The organism is Stenotrophomonas sp. PS02289, assembly GCF_029960115.1.
Classification (GTDB): Bacteria; Pseudomonadota; Gammaproteobacteria; order Xanthomonadales; family Xanthomonadaceae; genus Stenotrophomonas.
Genome location: NZ_JASCOZ010000025.1, coordinates 21,174 through 38,766, shown reverse-complemented (window position 1 = coordinate 38,766; position 17,593 = coordinate 21,174). Strand labels below are relative to the sequence as shown.

General features: G+C 67.1%; 11 protein-coding genes. 6 read left to right on the top strand and 5 right to left on the bottom strand.

Annotation, left to right across the window (positions count from 1 at the left end):
• A partial coding sequence (locus tag QMX83_RS05865; RefSeq protein WP_282295713.1) for an O-succinylhomoserine (thiol)-lyase occupies positions 1-1,207 on the top strand: 1,207 nt, incomplete at its 5' end.
• Positions 1,204-2,271: a homoserine dehydrogenase gene (locus QMX83_RS05860; RefSeq protein ID WP_282295712.1), complete on the top strand. Its 1,068-nt coding sequence runs from the start codon at positions 1,204-1,206 to the stop codon at positions 2,269-2,271. The genes QMX83_RS05865 and QMX83_RS05860, both read left to right, overlap by 4 nt.
• A 31-nt stretch (positions 2,272-2,302) precedes the next feature.
• Here QMX83_RS05860 and QMX83_RS05855 read toward each other — a convergent pair whose 3' ends face one another.
• Complete coding sequence (locus QMX83_RS05855; RefSeq protein ID WP_282295711.1) at positions 2,303-3,301, bottom strand: alpha/beta hydrolase; 999 nt, start codon at positions 3,299-3,301, stop codon at positions 2,303-2,305.
• An 83-nt stretch (positions 3,302-3,384) separates the two neighbouring features.
• The gene (locus QMX83_RS05850; RefSeq protein ID WP_282295710.1) at positions 3,385-4,767 is read right to left on the bottom strand and encodes an L-serine ammonia-lyase; all 1,383 of its coding nucleotides are present in this window, start codon (positions 4,765-4,767) and stop codon (positions 3,385-3,387) included.
• Positions 4,768-4,864: 97 nt separating this feature from the next.
• Here QMX83_RS05850 and QMX83_RS05845 point away from each other — a divergent pair, with 97 nt between their 5' ends.
• Complete coding sequence (locus tag QMX83_RS05845; protein ID WP_282295709.1) at positions 4,865-5,095, top strand: glutaredoxin family protein; 231 nt, start codon at positions 4,865-4,867, stop codon at positions 5,093-5,095.
• On the opposite strand, the gene QMX83_RS05840 is transcribed toward QMX83_RS05845, so the two are convergent.
• The 3 genes from QMX83_RS05840 to QMX83_RS05830 are packed head-to-tail and all read right to left on the bottom strand — an operon-like array spanning position 5,083 to position 6,913.
• Positions 5,083-5,655 (bottom strand): YceI family protein, encoded by a 573-nt coding sequence (locus QMX83_RS05840; RefSeq protein WP_282295708.1) that lies wholly within the window; start codon positions 5,653-5,655, stop codon positions 5,083-5,085. The genes QMX83_RS05845 and QMX83_RS05840 overlap by 13 nt on opposite strands.
• A gap of 2 nt (positions 5,656-5,657) precedes the next feature.
• Positions 5,658-6,230: a cytochrome b gene (locus QMX83_RS05835; RefSeq protein ID WP_282295707.1), complete on the bottom strand. Its 573-nt coding sequence runs from the start codon at positions 6,228-6,230 to the stop codon at positions 5,658-5,660.
• On the bottom strand, positions 6,227-6,913 hold the full coding sequence (locus tag QMX83_RS05830; protein ID WP_282295706.1) for a YceI family protein: 687 nt from the start codon (positions 6,911-6,913) through the stop codon (positions 6,227-6,229). The genes QMX83_RS05835 and QMX83_RS05830 overlap by 4 nt, the downstream gene beginning before the upstream one ends.
• Positions 6,914-7,144: 231 nt before the next feature.
• Between QMX83_RS05830 and QMX83_RS05825 the strand changes: the two genes are divergently transcribed.
• The 3 genes from QMX83_RS05825 to QMX83_RS05815 all read left to right on the top strand — a co-directional run bounded on the left by QMX83_RS05825 (position 7,145) and on the right by QMX83_RS05815 (position 17,493).
• Entirely contained in the window at positions 7,145-10,645 is a 3,501-nt protein-coding gene (locus tag QMX83_RS05825; RefSeq protein ID WP_282295715.1) for an ATP-binding protein, read from the top strand.
• Between the two features lie 189 nt (positions 10,646-10,834).
• Positions 10,835-14,299 (top strand): ATP-binding protein, encoded by a 3,465-nt coding sequence (locus QMX83_RS05820; RefSeq protein ID WP_282295705.1) that lies wholly within the window; start codon positions 10,835-10,837, stop codon positions 14,297-14,299.
• Positions 14,299-17,493, top strand: a complete 3,195-nt coding sequence (locus QMX83_RS05815; RefSeq protein WP_282295704.1) for a hybrid sensor histidine kinase/response regulator — start codon at positions 14,299-14,301, stop codon at positions 17,491-17,493. The genes QMX83_RS05820 and QMX83_RS05815 overlap by 1 nt, the downstream gene beginning before the upstream one ends.
• Positions 17,494-17,593: the final 100 nt, after the last annotated feature.

Genomic DNA, 17,593 nt, shown 5'->3' with positions numbered 1-17,593 from the left:
TGTCACCGCCGCCGTTCGCGCGGGTATCGACCGCGATACCGCGCACGGTGCGGTGACGCCGCCGATCGTGTTGTCGTCGAACTTCAGCTTCGACGGCTTCGGCAACAAGCGCCAGTACGACTACACGCGCAGCGGCAATCCCACGCGTGACCTGCTCGGCGAGGCGCTGGCTGAACTGGAAGGCGGAGCAGGGGGCGTCATCACCTCCACGGGCATGGGCGCGATCAACCTGGTGCTCAACGCCCTGCTGCAGCCCGGCGACACCCTGGTGGTGCCGCACGACGCCTATGGCGGCAGCTGGCGCCTGTTCAATGCGCTGGCAAAGAAGGGACACTTCACCCTGGTCACCGCTGACCTGACCGATCCGCGTTCACTGGCCGATGCGCTGGCCCAGTCGCCGACGCTGGTGCTGGTGGAAACGCCCTCCAACCCGCTGCTGCGCATTACCGACCTGCGCTTTGTCATTGATGCCGCGCATCGCGCCGGGGCCAAAGTGGTCGTCGACAACACCTTCCTGTCGCCCGCGCTGCAGCAACCGATCGCCTTCGGTGCGGACGTGGTGCTGCACTCGACCACCAAGTACATCAATGGCCACAGCGATGTCGTGGGCGGAGCGGTGGTCGCGCGTGATCCGCAGCTGCACGAGCAGCTGGTGTGGTGGGCCAATGCGCTCGGCCTGACCGGCTCACCGTTCGATGCGTTCCTGACCCTGCGCGGGCTGCGTACGCTGGGCGCGCGCCTGCGGGTACATCAGGAGAACACGGCGGCCATCGTGGATCTGCTGGCCACCAGCGATGCCGTGGCCCAGGTGTATTACCCCGGCCTGGCGGATCACCCTGGCCATGCCATTGCCGCACGCCAGCAGAACGGATTCGGCGCGATGCTGTCGTTCGAACTGGCGTCCTGTCCGGGCGATGACCCGCATGCCGCCGTGCGCGCCTTCGTCGACGGGCTGCGCTGTTTCACCCTGGCCGAATCGCTGGGCGGCGTGGAGAGCCTGGTCGCGCACCCGGCCACCATGACCCATGCGGCGATGACCCCGGAAGCGCGCGCTCATGCCGGTATCAGCGAGGGCCTGCTGCGTCTTTCGGTTGGCATTGAAGATGCGCAGGATCTGGTGGCCGACCTGCAGGCCGGGCTGCTGCGCGCGCAGGCGGTGATCGACGCACAGGCACGCAACGACCTGCGCAAACAGGTGGATGCATGAGCGCGGTCCTGCCGCTGGTGCGCGAACTCCCGCAGCGGCTTGCACTGCTCGGTACCGGTACGGTCGGCACTGCGTTCGTGCACCGCTACCAGGCACTGCAGTCGCGCGGTGTTGCGCTGCCGCGGTTCTCATGGCTGGCCAATTCGCGTACCGCGTTTCGCTGCGGCGGCCAACCGGCACAGGAACTGGCGCACGCCAACCGTGCCGCACGTGTCGTGCCCTCCCTGCAGCCCTGGGCAGAAGCGGAAGGACTACAGCGCGGCGACGTGCTGGTCGACGCCACGGCCAGCGACGAGGTCGCCAACTGGCATGAACAATGGCTTGCGCGCGGTGTTCATGTCGTGACCGCCAACAAACTGGGCCAGGGCACCCATTGGGCGCGTGCCCAGGCCATTGCCGAGAGCGTGGAGGAGGGCGGTGCCCGCTACGGCGACAGTGCCACGGTCGGGGCTGGACTGCCGCTGCTCAGCAGCCTGCGTGCGCTGGTGGCCGGCGGTGATCACATCCACCGGGTAGAAGGCGTGCTCTCGGGCTCGCTGGCCTGGTTGTTTCATCATTACGACGGCCAGCGGCCATTCTCAGCCTGGGTCGGTGAGGCGCTCAGCGCAGGCTATACCGAGCCCGATCCGCGCGTGGACCTGTCCGGGGAAGACGTACGCCGCAAACTGCTGATTCTGGCCAGGGCCAGCGGCATCGAGCTGCGCAGCGAACAGGTGCAGGTCAGTTCACTGGTTCCGGACGCGCTGGCCGGATTGCCGCTTGAGCAGGCGCTGGCACAGCTGGCGCTACTGGATGCACCCATTCAAGCGTACTGGCACCAGGCCCAGCGGGAAGGCGGATGCCTGCGCTTCATCGGCGGTGTTGATCGCGAGGGCGCGTGTGTCGGCCTGCGCGTTGTGGCCCACGATCATCCGCTCGCGGGAGGCGCGCAGACCGACAACCGCGTGGCCATCCACAGCGACCGCTACAGCATCCAGCCGCTGTTGATCCAGGGGCCGGGGGCCGGGGCCGAAGTCACTGCCGCGGCCCTGCTGGACGACGTCCTGTCCATCACCCGGACGTAGAGCCACGCCCTGCGTGGGTCCACACGCGGCGTCATTTTGCCGTGGCCAGCGCCTTCAACAGTGCGGCGTTGAATTGCGCGGGATCCTGCACCTGCGGCGAATGCCCCAGTTCATCGAAGGTCACCAGTGTCGAGCCGGGAATCGCTTCAGCTGCCGCCTTGCCCAGCACCGGGTAGTCACCCAGTGTTGCCTTCAGCGGTGCAGAGGCCAGGTCGCGGCCAATGGCGGTGCGATCGCGCTGGCCGATGAACAGCGTGGTGGGGACGCGCAGGTTGGGCAGTTCGTAGACGACCGGCTGGTTGAACACCATGTCCGAGGTCAGTGCCTGGCTCCAGGCCACCGCCTGCTGACCCGGACCGGCGTACATGCCGGCCTGCATGCGCGCCCAGTGTTCGTATTCCGGCTTCCAGTCGCCGCCGTAGTACACCTCCATCTGGTACTTCTTGATCGAGTCGAAGCTCGTCTTCAGTTCATTGGCATACCAGGCATCCACACTGCGCCACGGTACGCCTTTGGCCTTCCAGTCCTCCAGCCCGATCGGATTGACCAGGGCCAGCTGGCGCAGCTGCTGTGGATACTGCAGGGCGAAGCGCGCGGCCAACATGCCGCCCATGGAGTGCCCCACCAGGTCCACCCGGGTGGTGTCCAGCTTCAGGTGCTTGAGCAGGGCCTGGGTGTTGGCGGCGAGCTGGCCAAACGAGTACTGGTAGCGCAGCGGTTTGCTGGACTTGCAGAACCCGATCTGGTCCGGCGCGATGACCCGGTAGCCGGCAGCACTCAATGCGCTGATCGCCTCTTTCCACGTGCCCGCACAGAAGTTCTTGCCATGCAGCAGCACCACTGTCCCGCGCGGCGGGGCGCTGGCCGGAACGTCCAGGTAGGCCATTTCAAGCGACTGGCGCTGCGAGTCGAAGGTGAAGGTCTGGACCGGCCAGCCATAGTCGAAACCCTGCAGGCGGGCATCGTAGGTGGGGGCGGCAACGGCGGTGAGGGGCAGACAGGCAATCAGGGCGGCGGCCAGGATGCGCATGGCGGTCTCCAGGAAAAGATCCCCGAGCATAACCGCCCACGCTTACGAATGCCGGGCAGGGGCCGGCACCCGTGTTGCCGGCATCAGCACTCGATGACGTTGACCGCCAGGCCGCCGCGGCTGGTTTCCTTGTACTTGTCCTGCATGTCGCGGCCGGTATCGCGCATGGTCTTGATGACCTTGTCCAGCGACACCTTGTGTTTGCCATCGCCGCGCATGGCCATGCGCGAGGCGTTGATGGCCTTCACCGCTCCCATCGCGTTGCGCTCGATGCACGGGATCTGGACCAGGCCTCCGATGGGGTCGCAGGTCAGGCCGAGGTTGTGCTCCATGCCGATTTCGGCCGCATTCTCGATCTGACTGGGATTCCCGCCGAGTGCTGCCACCAATCCGCCGGCGGCCATCGAGCAGGCCACGCCGACCTCCCCCTGGCAGCCCACTTCGGCACCGGAGATGGATGCGTTTTCCTTGTACAGAATGCCGATGGCGGCAGACGTGAGCAGGAAGTCGAACACGCGCTGTTCGTTCGCGCCCGGACAGAAGCGATCAAAGTAGTGCAGCACCGCCGGAAGGACGCCCGCTGCGCCGTTGGTCGGCGCGGTGACCACGCGTCCACCGGCGGCGTTTTCCTCGTTGACCGCCAGCGCGTACAGGTTCACCCAGTCCAGCGTGGTCAACGGGTCGCGCATGGCCGCTTCCGGTTTGGACGAAAGCTCGCGGTACAGGGCCGGGGCACGGCGGGACACATGCAGGCCGCCTGGCAAAGTGCCTTCCTGGCGGATGCCTCGGGTCACGCAGGACTGCATGGCGTCCCAGATCTCGCGCAGCTGCGCGCGGATCTCGTCTTCGCTGCGCCAGCATTTCTCGTTCTCGAACATCAGCTGGGCAATGCTCAGTCCGCTGCGGGCGGTCTGGGCAAGCAGCTCATCGCCACTCTTGAACGGGTAGGGCAGCGGGGTTTCATCTGGCACGATGCGATCATCAGCGGCGTCGTCCTGGTTGACCACGAAGCCGCCGCCGACCGAATAGTAATCGCGCGTGGCGATGACCTGGTCCTGGGCGTCATAGGCGGTGAAGCGCATGCCGTTGGTGTGGTAAGGCAGCTTCTGCCGCTTGTTCAGCCCCAGGTCGCGCTTTTCGTCGAAGGCGATTTCATGGGTGCCCATGAGCCGGATGCGCTTGGTCGTACGGATGCGTTCCAGGGTTTCCGGAATGATGTCGGGATCGATCAGGTTCGGGCGCTGGCCTTCCAGGCCCAGCAGTACGGCCTTGTCGGTACCGTGTCCCCGGCCGGTCAGCGCCAGCGAACCGTAGACGTCGGCGCGGATCCGCACCACGTCCTGCAGGCAGCCCGGGTCGAGCAGCCAGCGGTGCACGAAGCGTTCGGCAGCCTTCATCGGTCCAACGGTATGCGAGGAACTCGGGCCAATGCCGATCTTGAAGACGTCGAACGTGCTGACAGCCATGATTGCCAAACTGCGGGTATCGGATGGAGCGCTATTCTATGCTGTCTTCGGCAGCCACCCTGGCTGCGGCGCAACATTTCTGACCACGGGTGGGCCGGTGTTTACCTTGTTCCAGCGCGACGACTGTCATCTGTGCGACCAGGCCCTGATCGTCCTGGCCCAGGCCCGTGTGACGGGCCTGGAGAGTGTGTTCATCGACGATGCCCCGGAACTGGCGTCCCGCTATGGCACGCGCGTGCCGGTGTTGCGCGACGGCCGTGGGCGGGAACTGGACTGGCCGTTCGACGTGGCCACGGTGACCGCCTGGATGGCCAATCACTTGGCCTGAAGCTTCACCACCGTGCTGATCGCGGTTTCATCGGGAATGGTTTTGGTGTCGGCCCAGTCGCCACCACCAACGCCGAAGTCCAGGCGCTTGACGGTCGCCTTGCCTTTCAGCACGGGATTGGCGCCCGGCTGCCACTCAAAGGTGAACGTCACCGGCTTGCTCACGCCGCGCAGTTCCAGCGTACCGTCGGCCACGTACTTGCCCGACGCATCCTTGGTGAAACCCGTCGCGGTGTAGCGGGCGGTGGCGAACTTGGCGACATTGAAGAAGTCGGCTCCCTGCAGCGTGGAGTCGCGGTCGTTGTTGCCACTCTTGGCACCGGCCAGGGGGATGGTCACGTCGAGCTTGCCGGCTGCGGGGTTGGCCGGGTCGAAACTCAGGGTCGTGGCGAAGCCCGGGAAGCTGCCGGTGAACACTTCACCGTCATACTTGCTGGCGAACGCCAGGTGCGAACCCGCACCCGGTGCCTGCACGTAGTCGGCGGCCAGCACCGGCGCGGTGGCCATCAGACCAGCGAGGGCGGCGGCGACGGCCGCAGGGGAAGTGAGCTTGATGTTCATCGTCAGTCCTTCTGGGGGGAGGTGAGCCAGCCCTGCGGCAGCATCCGCGCCAAAGTGGCATCACGTTGGAAAAGGTGGTGGTAGAGCGCCGCGCCTGCATGTGCAAGCACGACTGCGATCAGCAGCCAGAAGCCCCACTCATGGATGGCGTGGGAAATGTCCCGTGCGCCTGGATCGGGGGCGACCAGCTTGGGCACATCGACCAGCCCGAACCAGCGGAAGGGGCGCAGCCCGCTGGCCGAATCGTAGATCCAGCCGGACAGCGGCAGCGCGAACATCAGCACGTACAGCAGCCAGTGCGTGGCCGAGGCAATGCGCTCCTGCCAGGTGGGGGTTCCCGGCACCGGTGCCGGTGCGCCGGCATACAGACGCCAGGCCAACCGCGCCGCCACCAGCGCCAGCACGGTGATGCCCAGCGACTTGTGCGCGGTGTATACCCAGAAGAAACGGGGTGTTCTGGGCAGCTCGCCCATGGTCAGACCGACGATGCCCAGCAGCAGGATCAACAGCGCAATCAGCCAGTGCAGGCCTTGGCTGACGCCGCCCCAACGGTTGGGGGTGTTCTTGAGAGTCATGGCTTGGGCTTCACTGTGGACGGGGCCGGTGGCGTATCAGAGTCGTTGGCTGGAGGCGGAGTTCCCGCAGCATCGGAGGACGGTGTGTCCTGTGCATCGCCCGCGCTGCGGTCGCGTACCGCTTCCGCCTCGATGCGCAGTTCAACGCTGTCGCCGATCATCGACGGCCAGCCATCCACGCCGAAGGCCTTGCGGCTGAGCGTGGCCGTGGCGGAAAACCCGGCCGTGCGGCGGAAGGGCGGCATCGGATGGCGCTTGACCGCGTTGACCGTGACCGCCAGTTCCACTTCCTGCGTCACCCCACGCACGGTCAGGTCGCCGAACACGCGTGCGTGGGCCGCATCCACCGGTTCAATGCGGGTGGAGACGAAACGTGCGTCAGGAAAGCGGTCGGTGTCGAGCAGGTTGCCAGCCATGACCGCCTTGTTCCATTTGGGGTCGCCCAGATCCAGTCGTTGCAGCGGCACACTGACGGTCAACCGCGCACTGCTCCAGTCGTCCGGGTCGAACCGGAGCTGCCCTTCGCTGCCGGACACGGTGCCCAGCGCCTTTGAGAAGCCGGCATGTTCCACCGCAAACAGCACCCGGGTGTGCACCGGGTCCAGGCGCCAGTCCTGCGGGGCGGCAGTGACGGCCAACGGGGCGGTGAGAAACAACAGCAAACTGGACAGGCGCAGGATCACGGGAGCCTCCATAACGAACCGGGCCGATCATACGCGCAGCCCCGTGAGGGCCGGCAAGCACCATGGCTGCAACAGTTCGTGGTGTCTTTGGACGGGACGGCCAGCGGACCCGGCTACGGACGAATGCCCCTTGGCTGTGTGACAATCCTCCGGTACAGGGAGGATTCGATGGCGTTGGTCACGCGCGGTTGGCGGGCTGGCATCGTGTTGCTGGCAGGGGTGTTGTGCCTCATGCCGACCATGCTGTGGGCCGCAGGGACATCGGCAGAGACACCGCGCATGCGCCGTATGGGTGCCGCCGAAGGCTTGCCTTCACGCATGGTTCTGGCACTGGCGCAGGACCGCCAGGGATACATCTGGGCGGCCACCGACGATGGTCTGGCCCGCATTGACGGCGTTGGCCTGCGGGTCTGGCGCAACGAACCTGACGAACCCGATTCGTTGCCCGGCAACGAGGTCGAGAGCCTGCTGGTCGACCCGCAGGATCGCGTCTGGCTGGGCATCAACGGCGCAGGATTGAGCATGCTGGATCATGCACGTGACCGCTTCCGCCGTTTCCCCGAGCTTGATGGTCAATGCGAAGGGCAATACTGGGCCTTGGCCTATGCCAGCAAGGCACTGTGGATCGGCACCAACAAGTACGGTGTGTGCCGGCGCGATGAAGACGGCCGCCTGACCCGTTACAGATCGGTGCCCGACGACCCGGGTACGCTGCCCGACGATACGATCTTCGCGATGGTGAGTGACCCGCAGGGTCGCGTGTGGGTGGGCACCGGCAATGGATTGGCGCGTTGGGACGGGCGCGGTTTCACCCGCATCGCTCCGGACCTGCTGGCCGGGAAAAGCGTGGTCCGGCTCACCCGCGATCCAGACGGCACATTCTGGGCCGGTACCGAAAGCGGGCTGTTCCAGATCCTGCCGGATGACAGTGCACGACCCGCACCCTGGGCGATCGGCGCGGATGTGCGCTCGAGCATCGTCCTGCATGACCGGCACGGGGGCTACTGGCTGGGCACGGCTGACGGCCTGTATCGCGGTGACGCGCACCAGGCGCGCCTGCTGGCGGGTGATGGCGGCAGCGGCTTCCTCACCGGGCGCAGTGGCGTGCTCGACCTGATGCAGGACCATGAAGGCGGCATCTGGGTCGCCACGCTCAGCCAGGGCCTGGCGTATCTGCCTCCGGACTGGAGGCGCTTTTCCACCTGGTATCAGCTGGACGGAAAGCCGACCGACAGCCTTTATCTGCTGAACGCGGCGGTGTCGGGCGACACCTACTATGTGGTGGGTGCGCACGGCATCTATGAGCTGGGTCCGGACGGCCAACTGCGCCAGATCGCCTTCGAGCAGCAGCTGGGCGTCGGTGCCATCTGGGCGGTGTTGCCGCGCGCCGACGGGGCCCTGTGGTTGGGGCGTGCCGGTCGCCTGGGTCTGTACCAGCCGCGCACCGGCGTGCTGCGCGAGTGGAAGATCGGGGGCGGGCAGGACCTGCGCCAGCGCATCGATATCATCCGCGAGGCTCCCGATGGCGATCTGTGGCTGTCGATCATCAACTACGGCGTGCAGCGACGGGACGCACAGGGCAACCTGCTCGAGACCATCCGCATCGATGAAGGACGCGGACTCACCGAGAACCCGATCGAACAGATGCGCTTCGATGCCCGTGGCCAGCTGTGGATCATGGGCGACATGGGACTGCTGCGCTGGCAGCACGATCGATTCGAGCAGGTGCCGGGCGTCTCGCAGGGCCAGATCTTCGACATGGTCTGGATTGACGCCAACGAGGCATGGCTGGCCCGTTCTGGTGCGCTGGAGCGCTACCGCTGGGATGGCCTGAGCATGACGCTGCGCGAGCGCGTCGGCGCGGTGCAGGGCATGCCGCCCGCCTCCATCGGCGGCCTGATGCTGGGCAGCGCCGGCCAGGTCTGGGCGACCACGCCGCGGGGGCTGGTGCGCTGGCATCCAGGTGAGCGTCGCCTGCGCCTCTACAACGAACGCGACGGGCTGCCGGATGTCGAGTTCAGTGGACGTCCTCCTGTGCAGGGGCGCAGTGGACGCGTGCTGGCCCTGACAGCGACCGGATTGACCGGCTTTGATCCGGATGTGCCGGACCGGATCCTGCCGCCCTCGCAACTGGTGATCGACAACATCCAGGTGCGCCGTGACGATGCCGAGGGCCAGCAATCGTTGCCGGTGGACGCGCCGCTCCAGCTGGGGCCTGACGACCGCGACCTGATCATCACCGCGCGCTTGTTGTCCTACGCCAGCCCGCTGGGCAACCGGTATCGCTACCGCGTGGGCGGGTATGACCAGAACTGGGTCATGCAGAGTGCGGGCGGCGAGCGACTGCTCTCGCGTCTACCGGCAGGCGATTACACCGTCGAGGTGCAGGCGGCCACGGCGCAGGGCGAGTGGACGCCCTCGCGCGCGATCAGCGTCCACGTACAGCCGCCGTGGTGGCGCAGCAACACCGCCCTGCTGGGGTATCTGGTGCTGGGACTGCTGCTGGTACTCGGCGGCGCGGCGATTGCCCGTGCGCGGTTGCGCCGTCGCCAGCAATGGCAGTTGACCGTGCACAAGCAGCAGATCGCCGAGCAGGCATCGCAGGCCAAGAGCCGCTTCCTGGCCACGCTCGGCCACGAGGTACGCACGCCCATGACGGGAGTGCTGGGCATGAGCGAGCTGCTGCTGGCCACGCCGCTGGATGAACTGCAGCGCGGCTACGCTGCCTCGATCCAGCATGCCGGGACGCACCTGCTGCGTCTGGTCAACGACGCCCTCGACCTGGCCAGGATCGAGGCCGGGCGCCTGGAGCTGGACATCCGTCCGTTCGACCTGATGTCGATGCTGGTCCAGGTGGAGACACTGATGGAGCCCATGGCGCACCAGCGCGGCCTGGCGTTCGAGCGGAGCTTCAATCTGCCTGGACCCATCCAGGTCAGCGGGGATGAGATGCGCGTGCGTCAGATTCTGATGAATCTGCTCGGCAATGCGATCAAGTTCACCGAGCAGGGGCATGTTGGACTTGGCACGGAGCTGGGTGAAGACGGCCTCGGGCTGTCCTTCGAGGTGTCTGATACCGGGCCGGGCATCAACCAGGATCAGCAACAGCGCCTGTTCCACCGCTTCGAACAGGCCGACGGTCCGCGTACGGCATCGCGTTATGGCGGCAGCGGCCTGGGTCTGGCGATCTGCCAGGAACTGGCCGTGGCGATGGGCGGGCGCATCCGCATCGACAGCCAGCCGGGGCAGGGTGCGCGCTTCACCGTGACCTTGCCGCTGCCGTGGCGGGTACACGCCATGGGCGGGCGGACCGCGCTGGAAGGGGCGCTCCCGCAGTTGCCCCCACTGCGCATCCTGCTGGTGGAAGATGATGCGACGGTGGCCGAGGTCATCACGGGGCTGCTGCGTGCACGTGGACACACCGTCGTGCACGTGATGCATGGACTGGCTGCACTGTCGGAAATGGCGGCTGACGGCTTCGATGTTGGACTGCTGGACCTGGATCTTCCGGCACTGGATGGCATCGCCATTGCCAGCCAGCTGCGTGCAATGGGCTACACACTGCCGCTGGTGGCCGTCACGGCGCGTTCTGACGCCTATGCGGAACAGCAGGTGCTTGCCGCAGGCTTCGACGGTTTCCTGCGCAAGCCGGTGACCGGGGAACTGCTGGTGAGCGCGATCACCCAGGCGCGCGCGACGCGGGGTGTCCTGCTGACCGATACGCTCGAGTGATCGTTACCTGGTAGCGGGAAGCACGCACCTTCCATCGCCGTCCCCGGTCGCCATCGCTGTTTTCCATCGCGAAACAGGTTGACGCAAATGGCGCGGCATCGTTCCGCGTAGATCGATATCGTTTGCCGCATGAAACGAATGTGGCTGCGGTAGAGGGTAATGCGCGTGCGAAATGCCCCGTGTGGGCTCATGACCTGTCTGGTGTGGGCGCTGCTGCTGGCGTGGCCCCCTCTGCTGTCCGCCCAGGTGATGCAACTGCCATGGCCCCGGCCGCTCGGGGCTGCTGACGGCTTGCCGACCCCGGACATCCGTGCGGTGGCTGAAGACGCCACCGGCTACATCTGGTTGGCCAGCAGCGACGGACTGCTGCGCTTCGACGGGCAACGCTTCCGGACGCTGCATCGTTCTGACGGGTTGCCCGACGCGGACCTGTTGGACCTGCACATTGATGCCGGTGATCGCATCTGGCTGGCAACGGCCAACCAGGGGGTGGTGACGTTGGGTGTTGATCGCACGACGTTTGAACGCGCGGACGCTGCCGCGCCGCCTGCGGTCCGCAGCGGTCGCATCCGGCAGGTCACCAGCGGCCCTGACGGTCGTGTGTGGGTCATTGGCGACGATGAGCGACTGTATGTTCAAGCGTCAGCGCATGCGGCCTGGCAGCGCGTGGCACTGGATGATGGCCCGGTGCGACAGCTGGTGGTTGATCGCGACAGCGTCGCGTGGGTCATCAGTGCAACGCGGCTATGGCGTGGAGAAAACACGCACTTCCGTGAGCAGACGTTGCCGCAGGCAATGACGGGCGCACTGCAGAACGTGTGGGCAGATCCGTCTGGCGGCGTCGAGATAACCGTGGGTACACAGAGCTGGGCGCTGGATCGTGACGGTCAGCGCGTTGCGGGGCCGCATCGGGCACGCACCCTGCTGCGCAGCAGGGAGAAGGTCACATGGCAGCAGGCTGGCCCACTACTGCAATGGAGCAAGGGCGACGGTGCACATCCGGTTGGAATGCGACCGTCCATGCTGGACAGGCACGCACCGGTGCAGATCCGTCAGCTGCTGCAGGATCGCAATGGGGACCTGTGGTGGGTCATTGAACGTCGCGGCCTGTGGTGGCTGCCGTCCCACTGGCAACAGTTCACCCTGATGCCAACCGTTGGTTGCACGGTTCGCGATCACGGCATTCATCCCGTACGCGCGTTGGCGGCATCGGGCCTGCACCATGCGTGGGTGGCCGGAGCCGACGGCCTTCTGCAGCGGCTGGACCTGCGCAATGGCCAGACCTCGCACCCGCTGACGCTGGCTGCGGCCGGCATGCGGCCGGCTTCATTCGCGCTCGACGAAGATGCGCTGGGCCGGGTGTGGGTGGCGATGCCCGGGCAACTGCTGCGCTACGATCGCAGGTCGCGTGTGACCCGGCGCTGGCTGTTCCAAGCCACGCGGAACACCCCCGTTTCCAGCCTGCAGATATGCGCGCAGGGAAACGTCTGGTTGGCCGCCGGTGACACTGTGCACCGGTGGTCCGAGCAGCAGGGGGACCTGGTCAGCGCGTCGGCGGCTGAGCTTGGATTGAGTGGCGACGGACAGGGACGCCAGTTGCTCTGCACCAGGAGTGGGGAGGTGTGGGCAACCGATCCCCAGGGTCCTCTGCGCTGGAGTTCCGCGCACGAACGTTTCCTGCGCGTGGCTGCCGCAGGTGCCGGCATGGCAGCGGCACTGGCCGAAGCCAGCGATGGCACGCTGTGGGTTTCCCGCGATGCAGCGCTTGACCAGTATGGTGCCGGCGCGCAGGGCGCGCAGCGACTGCGGCGTATATCGGCGGATCAGGGCTTCCCGTTGCTGCGCGCTGCAGCGCTGACCCTGGATGCCAGCGGCGTGGTATGGGCGGGGGCGACCCGCGGACTGGTGCGGGTGGATCCGGGCAGCGGCGAAGTCCGCGTGCTCGGTGTGCCGCAGGGATTGCCCGCGCAGGAGATTCTGCCGCGCCAGTTGTTGCGACTGGGATCGGGTGCCTTGGTCGCTGCGGTACGCGAGGGCGGGGTGTTGGCGTTTGACCCGTCAATGGCAACCTTGCCTTCGCCTGTCCCCGTGCTGGTGGTGGATGCCATGTCCCGGCATCGCAGCGACAGGATCATGGCCCTGCCCCTGGGGAGCGAAACGGTCTTCCTGAGTACGCTCGACCGTAACTTCCGCGTCTCGGTGAGCCTGCTCGGGCGCGGTGATCCCGATCGCATCCAGCATCGTTTCCGGTTGCTGGGGCAGGACACGGGATGGGTGGACACCGGGCCGGTCGCACAGCGGATCTTCGCGCGCCTCCCCGCGGGCGAGCACGTGTTGCTGATCCAGGCCCGGCATGCCGGTGGCCCTTGGTCGGCGGTGCGCGAACTGCGGCTTCGGGTGGAGCCACGCTGGTGGCAGACCGCCGCAGGACGTGCGCTGCTGGGTGTGCTCGGGTGCACCTGCGTCGTGCTCGTCGGGCGGCTGCTGCATGCCTTGCAGCGGCGGCGGGAAGGTCGACGGCAGGTGCATCAACGCCGCGATCTCGCCGAGCTTGATTCGCTGGACCGGACCCGGTTCCTGGCGCGTTTGGGGCGTCAGATCCGGATGCCGATGACCCCTGTACTCGGTTGGAGCGAACTGCTTCTGCATTCCACGCTTTCGCCCACCCAGCGCACCCAGGTGGGCAGCCTGTACCAGGCCGGACACCATCTTCTGCAGCTGACCGATGATGCACTGGACCTGGCCAGCATCGAGGGCAACCAGTTGCACCTGGTCAACGCGCCTGTCGCGGTGGCGGCCCTGCTCGACGAACTGCATGCCCTGCTGTCGCCGGTGGCCAGCGGCAAAGCCATTGCGCTGCACTGGCACTGCATGCTGGAGGCGGACCAGCACCATCTGGGCGACGTGCAGCGCCTGCGCCAGATTCTGCTGAATCTGTTGGGGAATGCACTGAAGTTCACCACGCGCGGGCAGGTCATGGTGACCGTGCGCAGCGGCGATGATGGACACGGGCTGACGATCTGCATTGCCGATACCGGGCCAGGCATGTCCGCCGAGCAGGTGCAGCACCTGTTCCAGCGCTTTGTCCAGGCAGAGGGTGCTAGGACGCTGGCCCGTCATGGCGGCAGTGGATTGGGACTGGCGATCAGCCTCGACCTCGTGCAGGCCATGGGGGGGACGATCGAGGTGGACAGCCAGCTGGGCCGGGGCACCCGTATGACGGTGACGTTGCCCTGGCAGGCGGTGCCATGCAGCAACACCCTGCCGGAACCGCCCCTCCCGATGGAAGAGGGGCGCTGCCTGCGGGTGATGGTGCTGCTGCCTTCCATCGCGGTTTCCGACGTGGTCTGCGCACTGCTGCGGGCCAGCGGTCACCAGGTGCTCGGCGTGGACGATGCCACGACCTGGCTGGCGCAGGTTGATCCGGGTCCGTGGGACCTGATTGCCGCTGACCCCGACATGCTGGCCGGAGGCGAGCGGGTCAGTGCGCGGCTGCCGCTGGCGTGGCCGGGCGTGACCCGACTGGCGCTGAGTCCCCGCGCTGATGCCTGTGCAGAGCGCGAAGCCCTGGCGGCCGGATTCGATGCATTTGTGCGTCTGCCACTCACGTCGCACAGGTTGCAGATGGCGGTGGCACGATGCCGGCGGCGTTGATGGACCGTGTGCGCATGCTCTGGGCCTGCGTGCTGCTGGGGCTTGCGCAAGCAGGCGTTGCCCACGCGGTGCCTGACAATGCCCAGCGCTTCACGACCGCCGATGGCCTCCCGTCCAATCTGATTCACGCCATGCTGGAGGATCGCCACGGGTATCTGTGGTTTGCCAGCGACGACGGCGTGGCGCGCTTCGATGGACGCCGCTTTCGAACCTGGAGGCGCGAGCAGGGGCTGCCCGGCAACCAGGTCCTGGCGATGGCACAAGACGCGCATGATCAGCTCTGGCTGGGTACCGGACAGGGGCAGCTGGCCAGGTTGTCCGCCGACCGCCAGCGCTGGGAGGTCTTTGACGCACAGCGCTTTCCCGCGATGGGACAGGCACCGGTGCTGGTGATACTTCCAGGTCCGGCGGGCGAGATATGGTTTGGCACGCGTGGCCAGGGCTTGTTCCGTCTGGGGCCGGATGCCCGCTTGCGCCAGTTCCTGCCCACGGTGCGCGGTGACGGTCTTCCTGACCGGATTGTCGAGCATCTGGCATTCACCGCCGATGGAAGTCTGTGGGTCGGCACGCCAGGTGGTCTGTCCCGCTGGCATGACGGCCGCTTTTCCCGGCCGTCTCCCTCGCTGCTCGCGAGCGCGCCGGTCACCGCGCTGCTCGTTGACGAAGCAAAGCGGTTGTGGGTCAGCGGAGCCGCAGGACCATGGCGCGGCAGTGGCAGTGGGAGCCTGGAACCGCTGGATCTGACCACCGGGTCGCATGCGCTGGGAATCGCACGTCGGGGGCAGGTGTGGTTGGCACAGGGGGCGATGGTGTGGCGCCATGGAGGGCTCTCTCCGCGCATCTCGCTGGCGTCACTGACCTCCCCGCTGGCCCCGCAGTTCCGCAGCGTGTTCGAAGACGGTCATGGTGGCCTCTGGTTGCTGGGGCGCCATCTGGGCGTGTGGCGACTACCTCCGCACTGGCAGCATTTTCGCCCGGTCTCGCTTCCGGATGCGCCCGTCACCTCCCTCACCGGCATACGCCTGGAAGGAGCGCAGATCCACGCGCTGCGATGCGGCGATGGCTCCCGTTGGCACGTCGATGCGCGGGGTATCGAGCGACGACGTGGCCTGCAACAGCCTGCCCGCCGGTGGTCATGGGACGCAGCCAATCACCCGCGCCCGGAAGGTCCGCAGGCAGTGCACTGTGATGATGGGGATGGCCTCTGGTGGGGAAGTGCACAGGGCGTGCGTCGATGGCGGGACGGTCGATTCGAAGCCCCTTCGGGCAGCGACGAGGAAGCCAACGCGTTGCACGTCACCCAGGACCGTGCGCTGTGGGTGGCCAGTCCAGGCGTACTGCGACGCTATCGCATCAGTGAAGACGGCCTGCAGCACACCGTCCGCATCGACGAGCGGCACGGAGTGCCGCCACTGCGCTTCCATGCCTTGGCCGAAGACGCCCAGGGCGTGCTGTGGGCGACCAGCGCACGCGGTCTGCTCCAGGTCTTGCCACGCGAAGGCCAGGTTCGCCTGTATACCCGAGCCGATGGCGTCCCTGCTGCGATGCTCTCTTCGCATCTGCAGGCGCAGGGGACGCAGATGCTGGCGCTGGGGGATGACGGTCGCGGTGTCCGCTTCGATCCCTTGAGCCTGGAAGGTCATTCGCCGGACCCGGCTCCGGTCGTGGAGCGTGTGCAGGTCCGTCGTGCAGGCGGTCTGCAGGTGCTGCCCCCGCGTCCGGTCCTTCGGCTGAAGACGGGTGACCGAGATCTCCAGGTGACCGTGCGCCGGCTCGGACCTGCTGTGGAGACCCAGCAGTATCGTTTCCGTCTGCACGGGCTCGATCGTGACTGGATCCGGGTGGGTCGTCGTGGTACGCGAGGATTCGCGCGCTTGCCTCCCGGCCAGTACCGGTTGGAGTTCCAGGCCCGCCAACCCGATGGTCACTGGTCCGACAGCGAGTGGATGCAGCTGGAGGTCCAGCGCGGCGGCTGGGATCACCCACTGTGGGTGGGGTTGCGCATGGGCGTGGCAGCGCTGCTGTTGGCGGGTGCGGCCTGGATCACGCTGCGCCAGGTGCAGCGGGGAAGGGGGCGGCAGCGGTCGGTGCAGCGTCGCGTGGTGGCCGAGCAGTCCGCGCAGGCCAAACAACGCTATCTGTCGACGTTGGGGCATGAAATCCGAACGCCGTTGACCGGTGTGCTGGGTCTGAGCGAGCTGCTGCTGGCGTCGCCGCTGGCACCGGCGCAGCGACAGCAACTGGAACGGATCCGCCAGGGCGGTCAGACCCTGCTGCATGTGCTCGACCACGCGTTGGACGAGGCGCGCATCGAGGCGGGGCAGATGCCCTTGCAGTCACAGGGAGTGCGCGTGGCCGACGTGTGCCGGCAATGGCAGGCCCGCAGCGTGCTCGCGCTGTGCCCGCGGGGCACCGGCGTGGGGCTCTGCGTTCACGTGGCTCCGCAGGCGCAGACCTGCGGCGATCCGGAACGACTGCTGCAGCTGCTGGATGAGGTTGCCGACATTCTGGTCAGCCGCACCGCCTGTGCCGGGCTGGTGCTGCAGGTCTGGTGGCAACCGGGGCGCGACGGTTTGTTGATGGAGCTGGCCACCACGTCGGCGCGTGCGGCGCAGCGCGCCAGCACCGGGCGGGCGGCACGCCCGCGGGTCGTGCCGATGGTGTCCCGCAGGGTGCTGCACGATGCGCTGGATGCCACACAGGGGCTTGTGCGGACCTTGGGCGGCGCATTACGGCTGCACGCCACCGATGATGGGCGCTGGAAGGTGATGATCCAGTTGGGATTGCCGGAGCTGGGCAGGATGCGGATGGCCAATGGATTGCGCGTGCTGGTGGTGGAAGCAGATCCGGCACACGCTTTTGCGCTCTGCCAGCTGCTGCAGGACCAGGGACACCGTGCCGTACACGTGGCCCATGCACTGGCAGCCCTGGCCGAGCTGCAGGCGGCCCCAGTCGACGCGGTCCTGCTTGCGCTTGAGCTGCCGGGGGTGGATGGGCTGGCGGTGCTGGACATGATCCGGGCACGCGACGCACGGATTCCGATCCTGCTGGCGGCAGGGCCGGGAGGCGATCCGGATGCGCAGCTGACGGCGACCCGTGCCGCCGGTGGCGATGCGGTGCTGTCGCTGCCGATCGACCCGGCCGGGCTGCACCGGGCATTGCAGCAGGCCGTGAGCGAGGAAGGTTCGTCGTAGCGGGACGAACCGTTTACCATGCCAGAGCGGGCCGGCTGCGACAGCGCTGCCCCCCGTTGCCGGCTCGCACACCTGGCTGGCATGCCCGATTCGCCTCAGG